General features: G+C 58.2%; 16 protein-coding genes. 8 read left to right on the top strand and 8 right to left on the bottom strand.

The genetic code is table 11. The features are described from left to right. Positions 1-97 precede the first annotated feature (97 nt). The 3 genes from ACEE43_RS03180 (at position 98) to ACEE43_RS03170 (ending at position 4,871) form a co-directional block, all read left to right on the top strand. Positions 98-2,938: a DEAD/DEAH box helicase gene (locus ACEE43_RS03180; protein WP_449106878.1), complete on the top strand. Its 2,841-nt coding sequence runs from the start codon at positions 98-100 to the stop codon at positions 2,936-2,938. A gap of 34 nt (positions 2,939-2,972) precedes the next feature. Further along, the gene (locus ACEE43_RS03175; RefSeq protein WP_449106877.1) at positions 2,973-4,022 is read left to right on the top strand and encodes a hypothetical protein; all 1,050 of its coding nucleotides are present in this window, start codon (positions 2,973-2,975) and stop codon (positions 4,020-4,022) included. Positions 4,023-4,136: 114 nt separating this feature from the next. Next, a complete protein-coding gene (locus ACEE43_RS03170) occupies positions 4,137-4,871 on the top strand; it encodes a polyprenol monophosphomannose synthase (protein ID WP_237193723.1) in 735 nt (244 codons plus the stop codon). Between the two features lie 68 nt (positions 4,872-4,939). Here ACEE43_RS03170 and ACEE43_RS03165 read toward each other — a convergent pair whose 3' ends face one another. The 3 genes from ACEE43_RS03165 to ACEE43_RS03155 form a co-directional block, all read right to left on the bottom strand. Continuing rightward, the gene (locus ACEE43_RS03165; protein WP_135011868.1) at positions 4,940-5,278 is read right to left on the bottom strand and encodes an RNA polymerase-binding protein RbpA; all 339 of its coding nucleotides are present in this window, start codon (positions 5,276-5,278) and stop codon (positions 4,940-4,942) included. Between the two features lie 93 nt (positions 5,279-5,371). After that, positions 5,372-6,496: an SPFH domain-containing protein gene (locus ACEE43_RS03160; RefSeq protein ID WP_449106876.1), complete on the bottom strand. Its 1,125-nt coding sequence runs from the start codon at positions 6,494-6,496 to the stop codon at positions 5,372-5,374. A 30-nt stretch (positions 6,497-6,526) separates the two neighbouring features. Further along, the gene (locus ACEE43_RS03155) at positions 6,527-6,985 is read right to left on the bottom strand and encodes an NfeD family protein (protein ID WP_449106875.1); all 459 of its coding nucleotides are present in this window, start codon (positions 6,983-6,985) and stop codon (positions 6,527-6,529) included. A gap of 227 nt (positions 6,986-7,212) precedes the next feature. On the opposite strand from ACEE43_RS03155, the gene ACEE43_RS03150 reads away from it, so the two are divergent. After that, positions 7,213-7,596, top strand: coding sequence for a DUF3054 domain-containing protein (locus tag ACEE43_RS03150; protein ID WP_237210438.1), 384 nt, complete (start codon positions 7,213-7,215; stop codon positions 7,594-7,596). Positions 7,597-7,664: 68 nt separating this feature from the next. On the opposite strand, the gene trpD is transcribed toward ACEE43_RS03150, so the two are convergent. After that, positions 7,665-8,705: an anthranilate phosphoribosyltransferase gene (gene trpD / locus ACEE43_RS03145; RefSeq protein WP_449106874.1), complete on the bottom strand. Its 1,041-nt coding sequence runs from the start codon at positions 8,703-8,705 to the stop codon at positions 7,665-7,667. Between the two features lie 237 nt (positions 8,706-8,942). Here trpD and ctaE point away from each other — a divergent pair, with 237 nt between their 5' ends. Genes ctaE through qcrB form a run of 4 tightly spaced genes read left to right on the top strand, consistent with a single transcriptional unit; the run spans position 8,943 to position 13,233 of the window. Beyond that, entirely contained in the window at positions 8,943-9,581 is a 639-nt protein-coding gene (gene ctaE / locus ACEE43_RS03140; RefSeq protein ID WP_185172915.1) for an aa3-type cytochrome oxidase subunit III, read from the top strand. Positions 9,582-9,633: 52 nt separating this feature from the next. After that, positions 9,634-10,428 carry a cytochrome bc1 complex diheme cytochrome c subunit gene (qcrC, locus tag ACEE43_RS03135; RefSeq protein WP_185172914.1) on the top strand — a complete coding sequence of 265 codons (795 nt, stop codon included), beginning with the start codon at positions 9,634-9,636 and terminating at the stop codon, positions 10,426-10,428. 49 nt (positions 10,429-10,477) lie between these two features. Beyond that, the gene (gene qcrA / locus ACEE43_RS03130; protein WP_185172913.1) at positions 10,478-11,569 is read left to right on the top strand and encodes a cytochrome bc1 complex Rieske iron-sulfur subunit; all 1,092 of its coding nucleotides are present in this window, start codon (positions 10,478-10,480) and stop codon (positions 11,567-11,569) included. Further along, entirely contained in the window at positions 11,569-13,233 is a 1,665-nt protein-coding gene (gene qcrB, locus ACEE43_RS03125) for a cytochrome bc1 complex cytochrome b subunit (protein WP_237193733.1), read from the top strand. The genes qcrA and qcrB overlap by 1 nt, the downstream gene beginning before the upstream one ends. 704 nt (positions 13,234-13,937) lie before the next feature. Here the strand turns inward: qcrB and ACEE43_RS03120 are convergent. From ACEE43_RS03120 to ACEE43_RS03105, 4 genes are all read right to left on the bottom strand, one after another. Next, positions 13,938-14,339: a cytochrome c oxidase subunit 4 gene (locus ACEE43_RS03120; RefSeq protein ID WP_185172911.1), complete on the bottom strand. Its 402-nt coding sequence runs from the start codon at positions 14,337-14,339 to the stop codon at positions 13,938-13,940. Between the two features lie 9 nt (positions 14,340-14,348). Beyond that, entirely contained in the window at positions 14,349-16,049 is a 1,701-nt protein-coding gene (ctaD, locus tag ACEE43_RS03115) for an aa3-type cytochrome oxidase subunit I (protein ID WP_185172910.1), read from the bottom strand. A 10-nt stretch (positions 16,050-16,059) separates the two neighbouring features. Further along, a complete protein-coding gene (ctaC, locus tag ACEE43_RS03110) occupies positions 16,060-16,929 on the bottom strand; it encodes an aa3-type cytochrome oxidase subunit II (protein WP_449106873.1) in 870 nt (289 codons plus the stop codon). Positions 16,930-17,162: 233 nt separating this feature from the next. After that, positions 17,163-17,519: a HesB/IscA family protein gene (locus tag ACEE43_RS03105; RefSeq protein ID WP_237185683.1), complete on the bottom strand. Its 357-nt coding sequence runs from the start codon at positions 17,517-17,519 to the stop codon at positions 17,163-17,165. Positions 17,520-17,579 lie beyond the last annotated feature (60 nt).

The following is a 17,579-nucleotide window of genomic DNA, read 5'->3' as shown; positions in this document are numbered from 1 at the left end:
CCCGGCACCCTGTGTCGGGGCGGTTTTTTGTTCGCGCTAGAACGAAAGCTGACTGCGGGGTGCCCCTGGCCGAAATCTACCGCCTAAGATTAGACATATGGCTAGCTACGCTGAACAGTACCTGCGCGCCAAAGAACGCGCCACCTTCTCAAAGACCGCCCTTTACCGCTTTGAGCAGACCCTGAGCTTTGACCTGGATGACTTCCAGCGCCGGGCCTGCACCTCGGTTGAAGACGGTAGAGGGGTGCTGGTTGCTGCCCCCACCGGGGCAGGCAAAACCATTGTGGGTGAGTTCGCTATCTACCTGGCCCTATCGCAGGGCAAAAAGGCGTTCTACACCACCCCGATCAAGGCCCTGAGTAACCAGAAGTACAACGACCTGGTGGCAGCCTACGGTGAGGACGCCGTGGGGCTGCTGACCGGCGACACCTCCATCAACTCCGAAGCCCCCGTGGTCGTGATGACCACCGAGGTGCTCCGCAACATGCTCTATGCAGATTCCGCCACCCTGGCCAACCTGGGCTATGTAGTGATGGACGAGGTGCACTACCTGGCAGACCGCTCCCGCGGGGCGGTATGGGAAGAGTGCATTATTCACCTGCCCGAATCGATCTCTGTCATCGCCCTATCGGCCACTATCTCTAACGCCGAGGAATTCGGAGCCTGGCTCGATACCGTGCGCGGGCAGACCGACATTATCGTTTCTGAACACCGCCCGGTTCCCCTCTGGCAGCACGTGATGGTGGGCCGCCACCTCATGGACCTCTTCGCTGGCGATACCACTGTCGAGGACGCCGCAGCCGCCACCGACCTGCCCGAGGTCAACCCGGAGCTGGCTCGGGTCGGACGCCGCCCCCGCCCCTCGCGGGGGTCCGGCGGCAAGTCCTTCTCCCGCCTGGGCAAGGGAAAACGTAGTCGTAACCAGGGCTACCAGTCCCAGGGCTATGACCGCGAACGCCGCAGCAGCGCGGACGAGGCGAGCGCGCCCGTCCGCCCCCAGCGCATTAGCCGCCCAGAGATGATTCGATCCCTCGATAAGGCGGGTCTGCTGCCCGGTATCTGTTTTATTTTTTCGCGGGCGGGCTGCGACGCTGCGGTATCGCAGTGTATCGATGCCGATATTCGCCTGACGACCGAGGCTGAGGCCCAGGCTATCCGTGCCTATATCGCTGAGGCTACCGCTAGCCTCGAGACCAGTGACCTGGCGGTACTCGGTTTTTACGAGTGGCGTGAGGGCCTGATGCGGGGTGTAGCGGCCCACCATGCGGGCCTGCTACCGGTCTTCAAGGAGGTTGTTGAGACCCTCTTCTCTGAGGGGCTGATACGCATGGTCTTTGCGACCGAGACCCTGGCGCTGGGCATCAATATGCCGGCCCGGTCGGTGGTTCTTGAGAAGCTCACCAAGTTCAACGGTGAGACCCACGTGGATATCACGCCGGGGGAGTACACCCAGCTGACCGGACGCGCGGGCCGCCGCGGTATCGACGTTGAGGGTCACGCTGTGGTTATGTGGCGCCCCGGTCTAGAGCCCCAGCAGGTAGCTGGCCTGGCCTCGAAGCGCACCTACCCCCTCAATTCCTCCTTCAAGCCCACCTACAATATGAGCGCCAACCTGATTGCCCAGTTTGGCACTGAGCGCACCAAGAAGATTCTGGAAAGTTCTTTTGCCCAGTTCCAGGCCGATAAGTCGGTGGTGGGGGTGGCTTCTCGGGTGAGGAAGAACGAAAAGGCTCTGGCAGGTTTCGAAGAGGCGATGACCTGCCATCTGGGTGACTTTACCGAGTACGCCCGCATCCGCCGTGACCTCTCTGACCTTGAGAAAAAGGCCGAGAAGGGCCGTAATCGTCTGCGGCAGTCCCAGGCGGTGGCGTCCGTCCTTGACCTGCTACCCGGCGATATCATCGAAATCCCTCGGGGCCGTAATGCGGGCCCCGCCGTGGTGCTGGCAAGGGCCGAGTCTCTGGACGACCCGCGCCCGTCCATTCTGACGATGGCTGCACAGCTGCGTCGCCTCGACCCCCGCGACCTCGACGGGCCGGTTCTGCCGATTTCGAAGATTAAGGTGTCAAAGAAGTTCACCGGTAAGACCCCCAAGGACCGCCGAGACATGGCCTCTCGTATGCGTGAGGCCCTCTATCAGGGGCTTCCTGCCCGCTCGGGGTCTCAGAAGAAGTACTTCAACGAGCGCGAGCGCGGGGACGAACAGAAGATTGAAGAGCTGCGCCGGGCCCTGCGCAACCACCCCTGCCACGGGTGCTCTGACCGCGAGAACCATGCCCGGTGGGCTGAGCGCTGGTACCGCCTGTCGCGCGATACCGACGGTTTGCGCCGTCAGATTGAGCGCCGCACCAACACTATTGCCCAGGTCTTTGAGCGTATTACCCAGCTGCTGGCTAGCTACGGTTACGTTGAGACAGTGGAGGGGCGTCGCGTGCTCACCGCCCGGGGTGCCTCCCTGCGCCGGGTTTACGGTGAAAAGGACCTGCTGACCTCCCTCTGCCTTGAGGACGGTTTCTTGCAGGGCCTTGACCCGGCTTCTACCGCTGCGGTGGTCTCAGCCCTGGTCTATGAGGCAAAACGCGATGAGCTGGGTCTTCTGTCTCGCTACCCCGGTCACGGGGTTGAGGGGGCGCTGATGACCGTGCTGAAGCACTGGAATAAGCTCAACGACGCCGAAAAACTCCACCGGCTACCGCAGACCGCCTCGCCTGACTTCGGTATGGTCTGGCCCGTCTATAAGTGGGCGCGGGGCAAGAGCCTTGCCCAGGCGATCGATAGTACCGACCTGGCCGCTGGCGACTTTGTGCGCTGGACCAAACAGGTCATCGATAGCCTTGATCAGATTGCCCATGTGGCATCGTCTGACCCCCAGCTACGCACCCAGTGCGAGGCCGCTATCAACCTGCTTCGCCGCGGCGTGGTAGCAACCCAGCTTTAGTCTGTTGTACTGTCAGTATTTTGAAAGGACGGCAATGATGCCCGCAACTGTCATGCTCGATGGCTCTGTTTACAGCCCCGCTGACCCCTTTGCTACCGCCCTGGTCATGAACGAGGGCCAGGTGGAGTGGGTGGGGCAGGACGCCGGTGCCCGCTCCATTGCGGATTCCTCCATGACCGTGCAGGAGCTGGGCGGACGCCTGGTCACCCCCAGCTTTGCTCTAGCGGCGGCTTCTACGACCGGGGCGGACGCTCCCGCCCTGCTCGATGAGCTAGCGGCAGCTGGCTACGGTTATGCCCGCCTACTGCTCACTGATTTCGCGCAGGAGCTCCCTGCAGCGCACCCTGCGGTTGCTGCTGACTACTACCTTCCCGTAGGCAGCCTTGAGGGTGGCAGGGAGCTGCCCGCCGGCGTCCGCGGTATCTTTGTCTCATCCCCGGGAGAGCTTAGCTCACAGTTACTGGCTTCGCTGGCAGAAGAGCGTCTGCAGCTCATGTTGGTGGTTACCGAGGCGGCTCAGGTAGGGGAGTACCTGGCTCATCTGGCGCCTCTTGATGGGCTCACCCGTCTGCGGATCAGCCCCAGCCTGGAAGGACTCACCGAGCTAACCGAAGGCGACCTCGAACAAGCCAAAAACCTACAGGTCACCCTCGGTTTCTCAGGCGACTTCGACCGCTCCGGCGAAGCCTTTGGTCGGGCCCTGGCGGCGGGGGCAGCAGTAACTCTAGGGTCAGACCCCGGTACCCGGCCCTCACTATTGGGCTGGGAGCTGGTCAACGCGGCCGTCAATCCCGCACAGACAGAACAAGCAGTATCGGCTCGCGCAGCTTTTGCCGCCTGCACCCGCGCTGTCTACCGCGCCGCGTCCGCCCCCAACCCCTTCACCGGCCAGCTCGTGCCCGGTGCCCCCGCCCACTGCGCCCTCTGGACCATCACCGAACTCATCGTGCAGACCCCCGACAGCCGCATAGCCGCCTGGAGCACCGACCCGCGCGCCCGAACCCCGCTGCTTCCCGTCCTGGCCCCCGACGTACCCCGCCCCGAGCTGGTCAGCCTGTACCGCAACGGCCACAAAGTGGGCTAGGCGTCACCTCAGACCCAGGCCCGCGATACACGCTCGGGCACCTGCACCCTATATAATGAAAAACTGGTTTACACGCCGTCCCACGATTCGGATGGGCCATGACAAGGAGACCGCATGCGAGTACTAACCGTGATTCCTACCTACAATGAGAAGGAAAACCTTCCCGTCGTAGTAGAGCGCCTGCGCGCAGCCGTGCCCGACTGCGACATCCTCGTCGTCGACGACAACAGCCCCGACGGCACCGGCCAGCTCGCCGACTCCATGGCAGCAGAAGACAGCCACATCAACGTCCTCCACCGCACCATCAAGGACGGCCTGGGCGGTGCCTACCTGGCAGGCTTCGACTGGGGCCTAGAAGCTGGCTACGACGTACTTGTTGAGATGGACGCCGACTGCTCCCACCAACCCGAACAGCTGCCCCTGCTCCTGCAGGCTATCGAAGGTGGAGCCGACCTGGCTATCGGTTCCCGCTACGTACCCGGCGGCAAAACCAAAAACTGGCCCCTGCACCGCCAGATCCTTTCCCGCGGCGCCAACCTTTATACCCGCCTGATTCTGGGCACCAAGGTCAAAGACATCACCGCGGGCTACCGCGCCTACCGTCGCGAAGCCCTGCAGAAGCTTAACCTCGAAGGCATCGACTCCAAGGGTTACGTCTTCCAGGTTGATTTGGCCTGGCGATCCGAGCAGGCCGGCCTGAAAATTGTAGAAGTACCTATCACCTTTGTGGAGCGTGAAATCGGCAGCTCCAAGATGGATGGCAACATCATCGTTGACTCCATGACCAAGGTAACCCGCTGGGGCCTGACCGCCCGAGCAGAGCGCGTCCGCTCCCTCATCAAGAAGTAATACCAGCTGATACACAAAGGGCCCCGCCAGATAACTGGCGGGGCCCTTTGTCTTAGAGGGAGGATAGCCTAGAGGGCGTGACGCTCCCGGTAAATCTCAAGGCGCTGCTGCAGGGTCTCTTCGAGTTCTTCGACGCTACGGCGCTCCAGGAGCATGTCCCAGTGGGTACGAACAGGCTTTTCAGCGTTCTCTTCAACCTTGCCGTCGCCAGAAACTAGGAAGGCCTCCTTGCCGGACTTGGCGGTCCAGGTTGCGGGAATCTCAGCTTCCTGCGCGAAGGTAACGAAGACTCGTTCACCGTCTTCTGTGCGGTATTCCACACGCTGGCGGGGAGCCGGCTCCACGCCTGATTCGGTTTCCATTGACTGTGAACCCAGGCGCATACCGCGCAGGCTGCGATCGCTCATTTTCTTCCTCCATAAACGGTGACTGAAGTGCTTGCAGGTTTGTAACTACTCAAAGGCGGGTAAACCGTGCAGGCCAAATACCCATTATAACCTTTAGGCGCCGGGGGTGTGGGGGTCTGTGCCCTCAGCTGATTCGCCGGTAGGGAGCTCACCCTCCTGAGGGATTTCAACGCCGCTATCGAGCTTATCGAGGTTGGGGTTGAGGTCTTCAGGGGTCACACGGATCACCGGGGTGTCAACCAGGGGAGAGGACGGGGGAGTCGCAGGGGTAGACTCTTCCTCAGTCTCAGGTGCGCCCTCGTTACCCAGGGGTGAGAAGGCGTTGCCGATACCGCGCAGGGCATCGCCCAGCTCGGTGGGAATGAACCAGAGCTTGTTAGCATCGCCCTCGGCTAGCTTGGGCAGGGTCTGCAGGTACTGGTAGGTCAGTAGCTTCTGGCTGGGATTCGAGGCGTGGATTGCGTGGAAGACCTTCTGGATAGCCTGGGCTTCACCGTCAGCACGCAGGATAGCTGCCTTAGCGTCACCCTCAGCGGTCAGAATCTGGGACTGCTTTTCACCTTCTGCTCGTAGAATCGCAGCACGGGAGTCACCTTCGGCGGTTAGAATCTGGGACTGCTTCTGGCCTTCGGCAGTTAGAATAGCGGCTCGGCGGTCACGCTCGGCTCGCATCTGCTTTTCCATGGAGTCCTGGATGGAGTGCGGGGGCTGAATTTCTTTGATGTCGACGCGGGAGACGCGGATACCCCAGCGGCCAGTGGTGCTGTCGAGAACCCCTCGCAGCTCGCTGTTAATCTGGTCGCGGGAGGTCAGGGTTTCTTCGAGGTTGAGACCACCGACGACATTGCGCAGGGTGGCGCTGGTCAGCTCGTCTACCGCCTGGATGTAGTTGGTGATTTCGTAGGTCGCGGCTTTGGGGTCGGTCACCTGGAAGTAGACCACGGTATCGATACCGACGACCAGGTTATCTTCGGTGATGACAGACTGGGCGGGGAAGGACACGACCTGTTCACGCAGGTCAATGAGGGGCAGGACGCGGTCGATAAAGGGAACGGTGACGTGGAAGCCGGGGTTGAGGGTGGTGTGGTACTTACCCAGACGTTCGACGATGCCAGCACGGGCCTGGGGAATAATACGTACAGCCTTGAGCAGGGTGATGAGCACCAAGAGGACGAGGGCTGTAAGCAGGATGGTTGTGGTGATGGTTGAAGCTGTCATAGGTTACGACCTTAATCTTTAAGTTAAAGGTTATTTTGTGGTGTGAGGGGCTAGGTAGGCGGTTGCGCCACGGATTGCCACAACGGTTGCTGTTGACCCTTCAGGGAGAACCAGCTGGTTGCTTTCGGGGCGGGCCGTCCAGGTGTCACCGGCGATATGGGCAAGACCTGTCTGCTCTGTGACCGTCTGGGTAATAAGAGCGTCCTGGCCAATAAGCCCATCAGAGTTCATCGCAATATTGGGCGAGCTTTGATGGAAACGCTTAATAAGCGGTGGGCGGAGCCCTAAGAGAAGGGCGATACTAACAACTGCAAAAAGAACAACCTGACCAACAAAGGAGTCGAGGAAAGTGGTGCTCAGTGTTGCCGACAGGGCAGCTAAGGCCATCATTAGAAAGATGAAGTCGAGCATCAAAATCTCGATAATGGCTAGAATAATCGCAGCGGTGAGCCAGAAAGCCCAGAGGTTCTGTGCGAACCAATCAATCATGTGTACCTCCCACAGGTCGGTGTGTGTTAGTACTTATCTATTCTCCCTGATGTGGTTTCTCCGTGCTAGTCATTACGTGAGGTATGAGAGGATTTGGCCAGCTCAGCCAGGCTTTCCATAAAGCCGATAATATACATTATGTAAAGTAAAGCTAAAAATGCTCCCCTAGACGCCCTCGATTACCCCCGCAGCTGCTGAGCTTAGCGCTCCTGCGTTAGAGTAAAACTATGCTCAGTTCAGTTGATTCAGGTAAATATTTTTCCCAGCCCATCCGTGCCCTGGTTGACCTGGCCCTCGTCCTTCTTTTTATTACCATCGGGCTCACCAGCCACCAGGAACCGCTATCCCAGCTATTAGCCACCGCCGCACCTTTCTTGCTGGCTGCCTGTGCTGGCCATCTTGGTGTGTGGGCCGTGAGCTCCAGGCGGCAGCTTCCCCTTTTGCTCGAAGGTTTTATGATGTGGGTCAGCACCCTGGTGCTTGGGCTTGGCCTGCGCCTCTCCTTTGGTGATACTGCCGCAACTGCTTTTGTTCTTGTCTCAGCCCTTACCCTTCTGGTCTTCTTGGTGGGCTGGCGCCTTATCCTTGCCCTGGTGCGTCGCAAGGCCTAAATTCCTCGATGTAGACAGTCTTTAAAAAGGTGTGGCTCCAGAAAGTCTGGGGCCACACCTTTTTGTTGTTATTTACTGTTGCTGTAAGCAATCCAACGTTCAAGCACAGCCTTAGCTTTACCTGATTCTACTGATTGGCGAGCGTCCCGCAGGGCTTCCTCAAAGCGTTCGGTAAAAGGTCTGCCGTCGACCGGACGGTAAGCAGTCAAGCCTGCTGCAGCATTCAGCAAAACCGCGTTGAGGATTGGACCGGGAGTGCCGTCGAGAACCTGATGCACAACCTGGGCGTTATGCTGGGCATCTCCCCCGCGTAGATCGTCCAGGGTGGCGCAATCAATACCAAAATCGGTGGGGGTTAGTGAATGGTGCTCAACTCCCCCATTGAAGGTTTCCCAAACTTGTGATTCGCCGGTGATGGTAATTTCGTCCAGGCCGTCATTCCCGCGGAAGATCAGGGCATGGTCGCCGCGGGAAGCGAAAACGGCGGCAATTTTCTCGGCCATCTCGGGGTCTGCTACACCGATGGCTGAAGCCCGGACACGAGCAGGATTGGTCATGGGGCCGAGGTAGTTGAAGGCTGTAGGTACACCAATGGAGCGGCGGGCAGGTGCTACATGCCGCATGGAGGGGTGGAACACCTGGGCAAACAGGAAGGTGATGCCCGCAGCATCTACCGCACCTGCCACATCTTTAATGTTTAGGTTTAGATTTATGCCTAGCTCAGCCAGTACATCTGCACTTCCACTTGATGATGAAGAGGCCCTGTTGCCGTGCTTAATGACGGGCACACCCGCCCCCGCAATCACCAGTGAGGCCATAGTGGAAATATTGACGGTATTCTGCTGGTCTCCCCCGGTACCCACAATGTCTACAGCATCTCGGGTGACCTCTATGTGTTCCGCCTTGTCAAGCATGCCTTGCGCTAGCGCAGCAAGTTCTTCAGGGGTTTCACCTTTAACATGAAGTCCAACCAGGAAAGCTCCGATAATAGCTTCCGGGGTTGATCCCGCCATGATGTCTTGCATGGCCCAGCTAATCTGGTCTGACGAGAGGTCCTGCTGGGCTACGAGTTGATTGAGAATGAGTTTCCACGTGATGGTGCCTGTCATGGCTCACATTCTACGGTTCTTTTAGTTCCCGGGCGAGCTCATGAGACGGACGCCGGAGAGACTTTTTGCGTCAGGGCAATTGATATTTGGGTTACGCAAGTTTTACACACAACGTGTCGCCAAGCCTGCAGTAAAAACCCCTAGATTAGGGGGAAGATATGCAGGATTTACAACACACCTCCTAGCAAACCCCCTTACCTATTGGTTCACGGGCACTTTTACAGACATAATGTCTATGTGACAACTGCAACCCATACCCCAAGTAAGTCGGCACATGCCGCTCTGAATCGACCCAACCAGGTGTCTGTCGGCACCGTCGTTTGGCTTGCCTCAGAGCTCATGTTCTTCGCCGGCCTGTTCGCAATGTACTTCACTCTGCGCGCTTCTCGCCCCGACATTTGGGCTGAGAACACCCCGCTGCTTGAAGTCCCTCTCGCTCTCGCCAACACCATCGTGCTGGTGCTGAGCTCCGTTACCTGCCAGTTTGGTGTTTTCAAGGCTGAACAGCTCAAGCCCCGCCGCACCGGTTCCCTCTTCAATGTCCGTGAATGGGGCATGGTTGAGTGGTTCCTGCTCACCTTCATCATGGGTGCGTTCTTCGTTTCCGTCCAGGCTTACGAATACGCAAACCTTGTAGCTGAAGGTATGACTATCGCGTCAAGTGCTTACGGCTCAGCTTTCTACATCACCACCGGTTTCCACGCACTCCACGTAACCGGCGGCCTGATCGCCTTCTTGCTGATCATCGGCCGTGCCTATGTTGCTAAGCGTTTCGGTCACTACGAAGCAACCTCAGCAATCGTTGTTTCTTACTACTGGCACTTCGTAGACGTCGTCTGGATCGCCCTGTTCCTTATCGTCTACTTCCTCAAGTAACCGGTAACCGCTAAAAGTAAACCAACTAGCACACACACAAAGGAACAACGACGTGAAGGCACTTTCTCAAAAGCGACGTCATCCGCTCGCAGCTCTCGTGTTGCTTGCCCTTGCCCTCCTCCTATCTGGTGGCCTCTACGCAGTTGCCACGGCTACTAACGAGGCTCAAGCCGCTACAAGCACCACCTACACTGCAGAAGACATCTCAGAAGGCCAGAAACTCTTTCTGGCCAACTGTGCAACCTGCCACGGTACTAACGCAGAAGGCTCAGTAGACGGCCCCGCACTCATTGGTGTTGGCGCTGCTGCTGTTGACTTCCAGGTAGGCACCGGCCGCATGCCCATGCAGATGCAGGGCGTTCAGGCTCAGCTGAAGCCCGGCCAGTTCAACGATGAGCAGACTAAGCAGCTCGCAGCCTACGTTGCATCACTCGGTGCAGGCCCCACCATCCCCGAAGAAGAGTACCTCGATGTTTCCAAGGGCGATGCAGCCAACGGCGCAAAGGTATTCCTCGCAAACTGCGCTATGTGCCACAACGCTGCTGGCGTTGGTGGTGCTCTTACCCGCGGTAAGTTTGCTCCTACCCTGATGGGCGTTTCAGAGAAGCACATCTACGAGGCTATGGAAACTGGCCCGCAGAACATGCCCGTCTTTAACGACGCAAACATCACCCCCGAAGAAAAGCGCGATGTCATTACTTACCTGAAGTCACAGGAAGTTAACGCATCTGTTGGTGGTTTCAAGCTTGGCTCACTCGGCCCCGTGTCTGAAGGTCTTCTGATCTGGACCCTCGGCCTGGTTATCGTCATTGCATTCACCCTCTGGCTGACTTCACGAGCTGCATAAGCTCACGCACACACATAAATTTCGTACCAAGGAAGATTTGAGGCAACACATGGGAAACCATAGTGACGGCGCACATGAAAAGGCTGCCGTAGTTACCTCTCAAGAGGCAAGTCAGGAGAAGTTCGCTAACCCCGGACTTCCCCCGCATGCTCCCCGACTCACCGACGTCGATTCCAAAAAAGCTAAGGGTGCCGAGCGACAGGTAGTTCTGCTATTCGTCATCTCCATGCTGGGCTCCCTGCTTTTCTGGATTGGCTACTTCGGTGTAGAGGTAAGCGGCAACTTCTACGATGTCATGAACCCCGAAGCAAACAACATGCTTCGTCTGCAGAACCTTCTGCTGGGTCTCGGCATCGCTTTTGCCATGTTCGGTATCGGTATCGGTATCGTCCACTGGGCACGCTCACTCATGCCCGACCACGAAATGGTCGAAGAGCGTCACGCGGTTACCTCTGAAGAGGACCGTGCAGAGGCTCAGGAAATCGTTGAAACCATCATCGAAGAATCAGGCATCAAGCGTCGCCCGCTTCTTCGTAACACCCTCATCGGTTCCGTCATCCTCGCTCCCCTGACCTTCGTCACCCTGTTCCGTGACCTGGGCCCCGCAGACCCCTCAGTACTCAAGTACACCCTGTGGGACGAAGGCGTCCGCCTCGTGCGCGACCCCTCCGGCACCCCCATTAAGGCTGCCGACGTTACTCTGGGCTCTGCCTACCACGTCCTGCCCGAAACCCTCTCTAGCCTGACCCACGAGAACGGCTACCTCGAGGAAAAGGCCAAGGCAGTTGTACTGCTCATGCGTCTGGATCCCGCTGACATCAAGAAGGTCACCCCCGGTCGCGAAAACTGGAACGTCGACGGCATCTACGCCTACTCCAAGGTTTGCACCCACGTAGGCTGCCCCATCGCTCTGTACGAGCAGCGCACCCACCACCTGCTCTGCCCCTGCCACCAGTCAACCTTTGACGCGGCAGAAGAGTGCAAGGTTATCTTCGGCCCCGCAGGCCACGCCCTGCCCCAGCTGCCCATCGCAGTTGACTCCGAAGGCTACCTGGTCGCCCAGAGTGACTTCCACGAGCCCGTTGGCCCCGGCTACTGGGAGCGTGCAAAGCACATCAAGGAAATGGCAGGTGAAGCATAATGTCGACTTCAATGCAGTCTGATTACAAGGCGAAGACCTCAACCGGTCGTATCGCCCACTACGTAGATCAGCGTGTTGGTGCTTCAGGCATCATCAAGGAATTTGGTCGCAAAATCTTCCCCGACCACTGGTCATTCATGTTCGGTGAAGTTGCGCTTTACAGCCTGGTTATCCTGATTATCTCAGGTACCTTCCTCACCTTCTTCTTCAACCCCACCATGGTGTCGGTAACCTACGACGGTTCCTACGTTCCCATGAAGGGCACCCACATGTCTGCCGCTTACGCCTCTACCCTGGACATCTCCTTTGACGTCCGCGGTGGTCTGCTGATGCGTCAGATTCACCACTGGGCAGCTCTGATGTTCATGATGGCGATGACCGTGCACATGCTGCGCGTCTTCTTCACCGGCGCTTTCCGCCGTCCTCGTGAACTGAACTGGGTTGTTGGTTGTACCCTGCTCATCATCGGTATTCTGGCTGGCTTCACTGGCTACTCACTGCCCGATGACGTGCTCTCAGGTAACGGTCTGCGTATTATCGACGGTATTTTCAAGTCAATCCCGCTGGTTGGTACCTACATCTCGCTCTTCTTCTTCGGCGGCGAGTTCCCCGGTACGGCTGTGATTGGTCGCCTCTACACCCTGCACATCATGATTATCCCCGCGATGCTTCTGCTGCTCGTGGCTATTCACATGTTCATGGTTGTACTGCACAAGCACACCCAGTACCCCGGCCCCGGCCGCACCGAGAACAACGTCGTTGGCTTCCCCGTAGGCCCCGTCTACGCAGCCAAGGCTGGCGGTTTCTTCTTCATCGTGTTCGGTATCATCGCCTTCCTCGGCGCAACCTTTACCATCAACGCGATTTGGAACTACGGCCCCTACGACCCCTCACCGGTACAGGCCGGTACCCAGCCTGACTGGTACGTAGGCTTCGGTGACGGCGCCCTGCGTCTGTGGCCTGGCGTCTGGCCCTGGCCCTGGGAATTCGAATTCCTCGGTGGTACCTGGGTTCTGAGCGTCCTTCTCCCCTTCGCTCTGATGGCTGGCTCAGTCATGATGGCCATGGTCTTCTGGCCCTGGATCGAGCAGTGGGTTACCAAGGACAACCGCGTCCACAACATCCTGGATCGCCCCCGCAACGCCCCCTTCCGTACCGGTGTGGGTGTAGCAGGCATCATTGGTTACGCATCCCTGATGATCGCGGCAAGCTCCGACCTGATTGCAACTCACTTCCATGTATCGCTGAACGACGTTGCCTACTGGCTCCGCTTTACCTTCGTATTCGGTCCCCTCATCGGCTTCTTCATCACCCAGCGCATCTGCCTGGCTCTGCAGCGTAAGGACCGTGAGCTCGTACTGCACGGTATCGAAACCGGTAAGGTCGTCCAGCTCCCCCACGGTGAGTTCATCGAGGTTCACAAGCCTCTCGACGAATACCGCCGCTACAAACTGGTTTCCTTCGAGTCACCCGAGCCCATCCCGGCTCAGCCCAACAAGAAGGGCAAGGTTGGCCTGATCGAGAAGACCCGCGCAGGTCTCTCAAAGATCTGGTTCGAAGACCGCGTAGTTGCCGTAACTCCCGCTGAGCTCGAAGCAGCTCACCATGAGCACCACGGTGCACATGAGGTTGACGGCCACAAGGCCGACTCAATCGAAAAATAACATACGGTTGTAGTAACAGTGTGGGGCACCCCTGACGGGGTGCCCCACACGTGTTTTAACAGGCTTTCGCTGGCCCTGCGTAAAAGTTATCAATGCCCGGAACCAATCATCGCCTCTAGGGGCTCTCTGCGCCTTGCAAGCGCCAAATACTAGTCGGTGGGTTTAAGTCAGTTGCCCTGCACGGCTATGACAGTTCTGGAAAAAGTAGCGCACTCCCGAGACCGCGTGTGCTGGGCCCGTTCTGCGCAAGATGCAGGGGATGATGCAGGGTAAATGAGGTAGCTCTCCCCCAGCTCACAGGGGGACTTATACCTTTGAACCGCTGTGCTGTGCATTGAGGATGCGGGTCACAGCGCACCGTTTCAACCGGGGCGTCCCGCTGAGATCCTGCTATAGGGAAGTGGTCTCCCAGCTCAGGGAGCCATAACGGCGGGCGCTCTTGGCTGGTAATCACATCAGTAAAAGATTCTTTAAGTGGCTCGGCGTGTCGTACCCCTAGGGTGGGCTGGCAGGGTCAGGCTGGCTCCTGTGCCGTCCTGTGCCGTCCTGTGCCGTCCTGTGCCGTCCTGTGCCGTCCTGTGCCGTCCTGTGCCGTCCTGTGCCGTCCTCCCAACCTCCCCTCAGCAATCTAAAAATGGCACAAAAAAGGGTGGGGCCCCTATCCGAGAGGATAGGGGCCCCACCCCTTGAGCCAGGTAAGACTCTTAGTGGGCGTGGTCGCCGCGGTTGTATTCGTAAACCCAACCCAGAACAGCTGCTGCTGCGAAGGGGATGGCAACGAGTACGATCCACCAGTCGATAGCCAGACCTACAACAACGATGGTGCAAGCAACACCGATGAAGAGGGGCCACCATGACCACGGTGAGTAGAAGCCGTAGTCGCCAGCGCCATCAGCGATTTCACCTTCGAGGTTCTCGTAGGGCATGTCGGGGTGCTTCTTGTCGGTGAAGTTCAGGAAGTACCAGAGGAAGAGACACATCACGGCGGTAGCCAGAATCGCGGGGAAACCGGCCCACTCGGTGAAGTCAGTCATCAGACCGTAGACAATGCCAACGGGAATCAGGAAGACGCCGATGAAACCGAAAATCTTAGCAAGAAGTTTCACAGTGGCCTCCTAGCGTGCAGTTGCCTGGCGGGCTGCTGCAGCGACGTCATTGTTGGTGGACAGTTCAGGGTGGTGCAGGTCAAGTGCAGGACGCTCTGAACGGATACGGGGCAGGGCGGTGAAGTTGTGGCGCGGGGGCGGGCAAGAAGTTGCCCATTCCAGTGAGCCACCGAAGCCCCAGGGGTCATCAACCTCAACACGCTTGCCGTTGCGGGCAGTGGTGTAGACGTTCCAGAACCAGGGAATCATGGAGATTGCCAGAATCATGGAGCCTACGGTTGAGAGCTGGTTCATCCAGGTGAAGCCATCTTCAGGCATGTAGTCTGCGTAGCGGCGGGGCATGCCGTCGACACCGAGCCAGTGCTGGATGAGGAAGGTCATGTGGAAGCCGATGAACAGCAGCCAGAAGTGGATCTTGCCCAGGCGCTCGTTCAGCATCTTGCCGGTGAACTTGGGCCACCAGAAGTAGAGAGCTGCGAACATACCGAAGACGAGGGTACCGAAGATGACGTAGTGGAAGTGAGCGACCACGAAGTAGGAGTCAGACAGGTGGAAGTCCAGCGGCGGGGTTGCCAGGATAATACCGGTGATACCACCGAAGAGGAAGGTGATCAGGAAGCCGATAACCCAGAGCATGGGGGTCTCAAAGGTGATGGAGCCCTGCCACATGGTGCCGATCCAGTTGAAGAACTTCACGCCGGTAGGAATACCAATCAGCATGGTCATGAAGGAGAAGAAGGGCAGCATGACCGCGCCGGTGACGTACATGTGGTGTGCCCACACGGTAACTGACAGAGCCGCAATAGCGATGGTTGCAAAAATCAGACCCTTGTAACCGAAAATCGGCTTACGTGAGAAGACGGGGATGATTTCTGAAACGATGCCGAAGAAGGGCAGAGCCAGAACGTAAACCTCGGGGTGACCGAAGAACCAGAAGAGGTGCTGCCAGAGGACGGCGCCACCGTTTTCGGGGTCGAAGATGTGGCCACCGAGACGGCGATCCATACCGAGGGCGAACAGGGCGGACGCCAGCGGCGGGAAGATCATGATGATCAGGATTGCGGTGATCAGGGTGGTCCAGGTGAAGACCGACATACGCCACATGGTCATACCGGGGGCGCGCATGCAGAGGATGGTGGTCAGGAAGTTGACGCCACCCATGATGGTGCCGAAGCCCTGAAGAGCCAGACCGAAGATCCAGAGGTCACCACCGACAGAGGGGCTGTAGGTGGTGCTGTTCAGCGGAGCGTATGCGAACCAGCCGAAGGAAGCTGCACCCTGGGGGGTAAGGAAGCCAGCGATGGCGACCAGTGAGCCGAACAGGAAGAACCAGAAGGCCAGGGAGTTCAGGCGGGGGAAGGCAACGTCGGGTGCACCAATCTGCAGGGGTACCAGGACGTTAGCGAAACCGGTGAACAGCGGGGTACCAAACATGAGCAGCATCAGGGTGCCGTGCATGGTGAAGAGCTGGTTGAACTGTTCCTTGGTTTCGAGGAACTGCATACCGGGGGTGAAGAGCTCCAGGCGCATAAGCAGAGCCATGACACCGGCAAAGCAGAAGAAAATAAACGCGGCGATCAGGTACATGTACCCGATGGTCTTGTGGTCGGTGGAAGTCAGCCAGTTGACGATAATTCGTCCCTTGGACTTAGGAACCACCCGCGGGACAACGCTACCGGTTGTCTCAGCTGAATACTCAAGAGTAGTCACGGGTTACCTCTTAGTTGTTGGTGTTCATGTTGGGGTTACGGTTGTACTCGTCACCCAGACGGCCAATGTTGCCTTCATCTTCCAGTGACTGGACGTAGGCGTCGTAGTCTTCCTGGCTGACAACTTCAACGTTGAAGAGCATCTCTGAGTGGTACTCACCGCAGAGTTCGGCGCACTTACCCTGGTAGCGAGCGGGCTCGGAACCGGTGGTGAAGTACATGTGGTTGGTCATGCCGGGAATGGTGTCGCGCTTCTCAAGGAAGGCGGGAACCCAGAAGGAGTGGATGACGTCACGGGACTTGAGCTGCAGGTCTACGGTTGAGTTGACCGGCAGGTAAAGGGTGGGGAGGGTTTCCTCAACGCCTTCCTTGCCTTCCTTGTCGAGGCGAGCCTGGACGCCGGCGAAGTAGACGTTTTCGTCGAGGTAGTTGAAATCCCATGCCCACTGCTTACCGTAAACCTCGATGGTGACATCGGCGGTTTCAGACTTGGGAGCGGTGATTTCGCGCTCGGCACGGTCTGAGAAGGTGAAGAAGCTGACGATCAGGATGATCGGGATAGCGGTGTAGAAAATTTCCAGCGGAGCGTGGTAGCTCACCTGGCGGGGGTAGCCGGTTTCGTACTTGCGACGGCGGTAGGCGATGATGCACCAAAGCATGAGGCCCCAGGTCACAAGACCTACAGCCAACGCGGCGATCCATGTACCAATCCAGAGGTCCATGATGGTATCGGCGTTATCGGTTACACCACGCTGAGTGGGCAGCCAGCCCACTGATGCCTGTTCTGAACAACCGGTCAAGAGCAGCGCTGAAACGGCTGTGGCAGCGGCTACTGCCTTGCCCTTAAGCCCCTTGCTGCTGGTTCGATGCTGCGAACTCACAGACGGCCCTTCCTGTAGCGATGTGCGTGTCACCTGGTGCTGTGTGTGGACAGCATTAACCCAGGTGTTAATTCTTTCAATACGAGCTTACCCTCAAACGGGCGTTTCTGGTGACAACCTGTCAATGAACTGACGTGTCATTACATAAGTATTTCATGTTTGGGCGGGCTGAAACAGAAAAGTGGGGGTATGCCGGAGCATACCCCCACCTGTGAAGCGGGCTGGGCGGACGCTTAGTGGAAGGAATCTCCACAGGCGCAGGAGCCCTGGGCGTTGGGGTTATCGATGGAGAACCCCTGCTTCTGAATGGTGTCTTCGAAGTCGATGGTTGAGCCTTCGAGGTAGGGAACACTCATACGATCAACGATGACTTCTACGCCGTCGAAGTCGCGGACGGCATCACCGTCGAGCACGCGCTCGTCGAAGTAGAGCTGGTAAATCAGGCCTGAACAGCCGCCGGGCTGCACGGCGATGCGCAGGCGCAGGTCGGTGCGTCCTTCCTGCTCAAGCAGGGAACGAACCTTACCGGCTGCAACCTCGGTGAGGTTAACGCCGTGGGTGGGGAGATCTTCAAGTACTGCCTCAGACATGAGCAATCCTTTCGTGGGGTGTTTTGATGTCAATCTTACGCCTCTTGGGTGCGGGGCGCG

It is taken from the genome of Rothia sp. 11254D007BW (assembly GCF_053548195.1).
The sequence above is the reverse complement of the archived record's forward strand: the minus strand, read 5'-3'. Positions and strand labels throughout refer to the sequence as shown.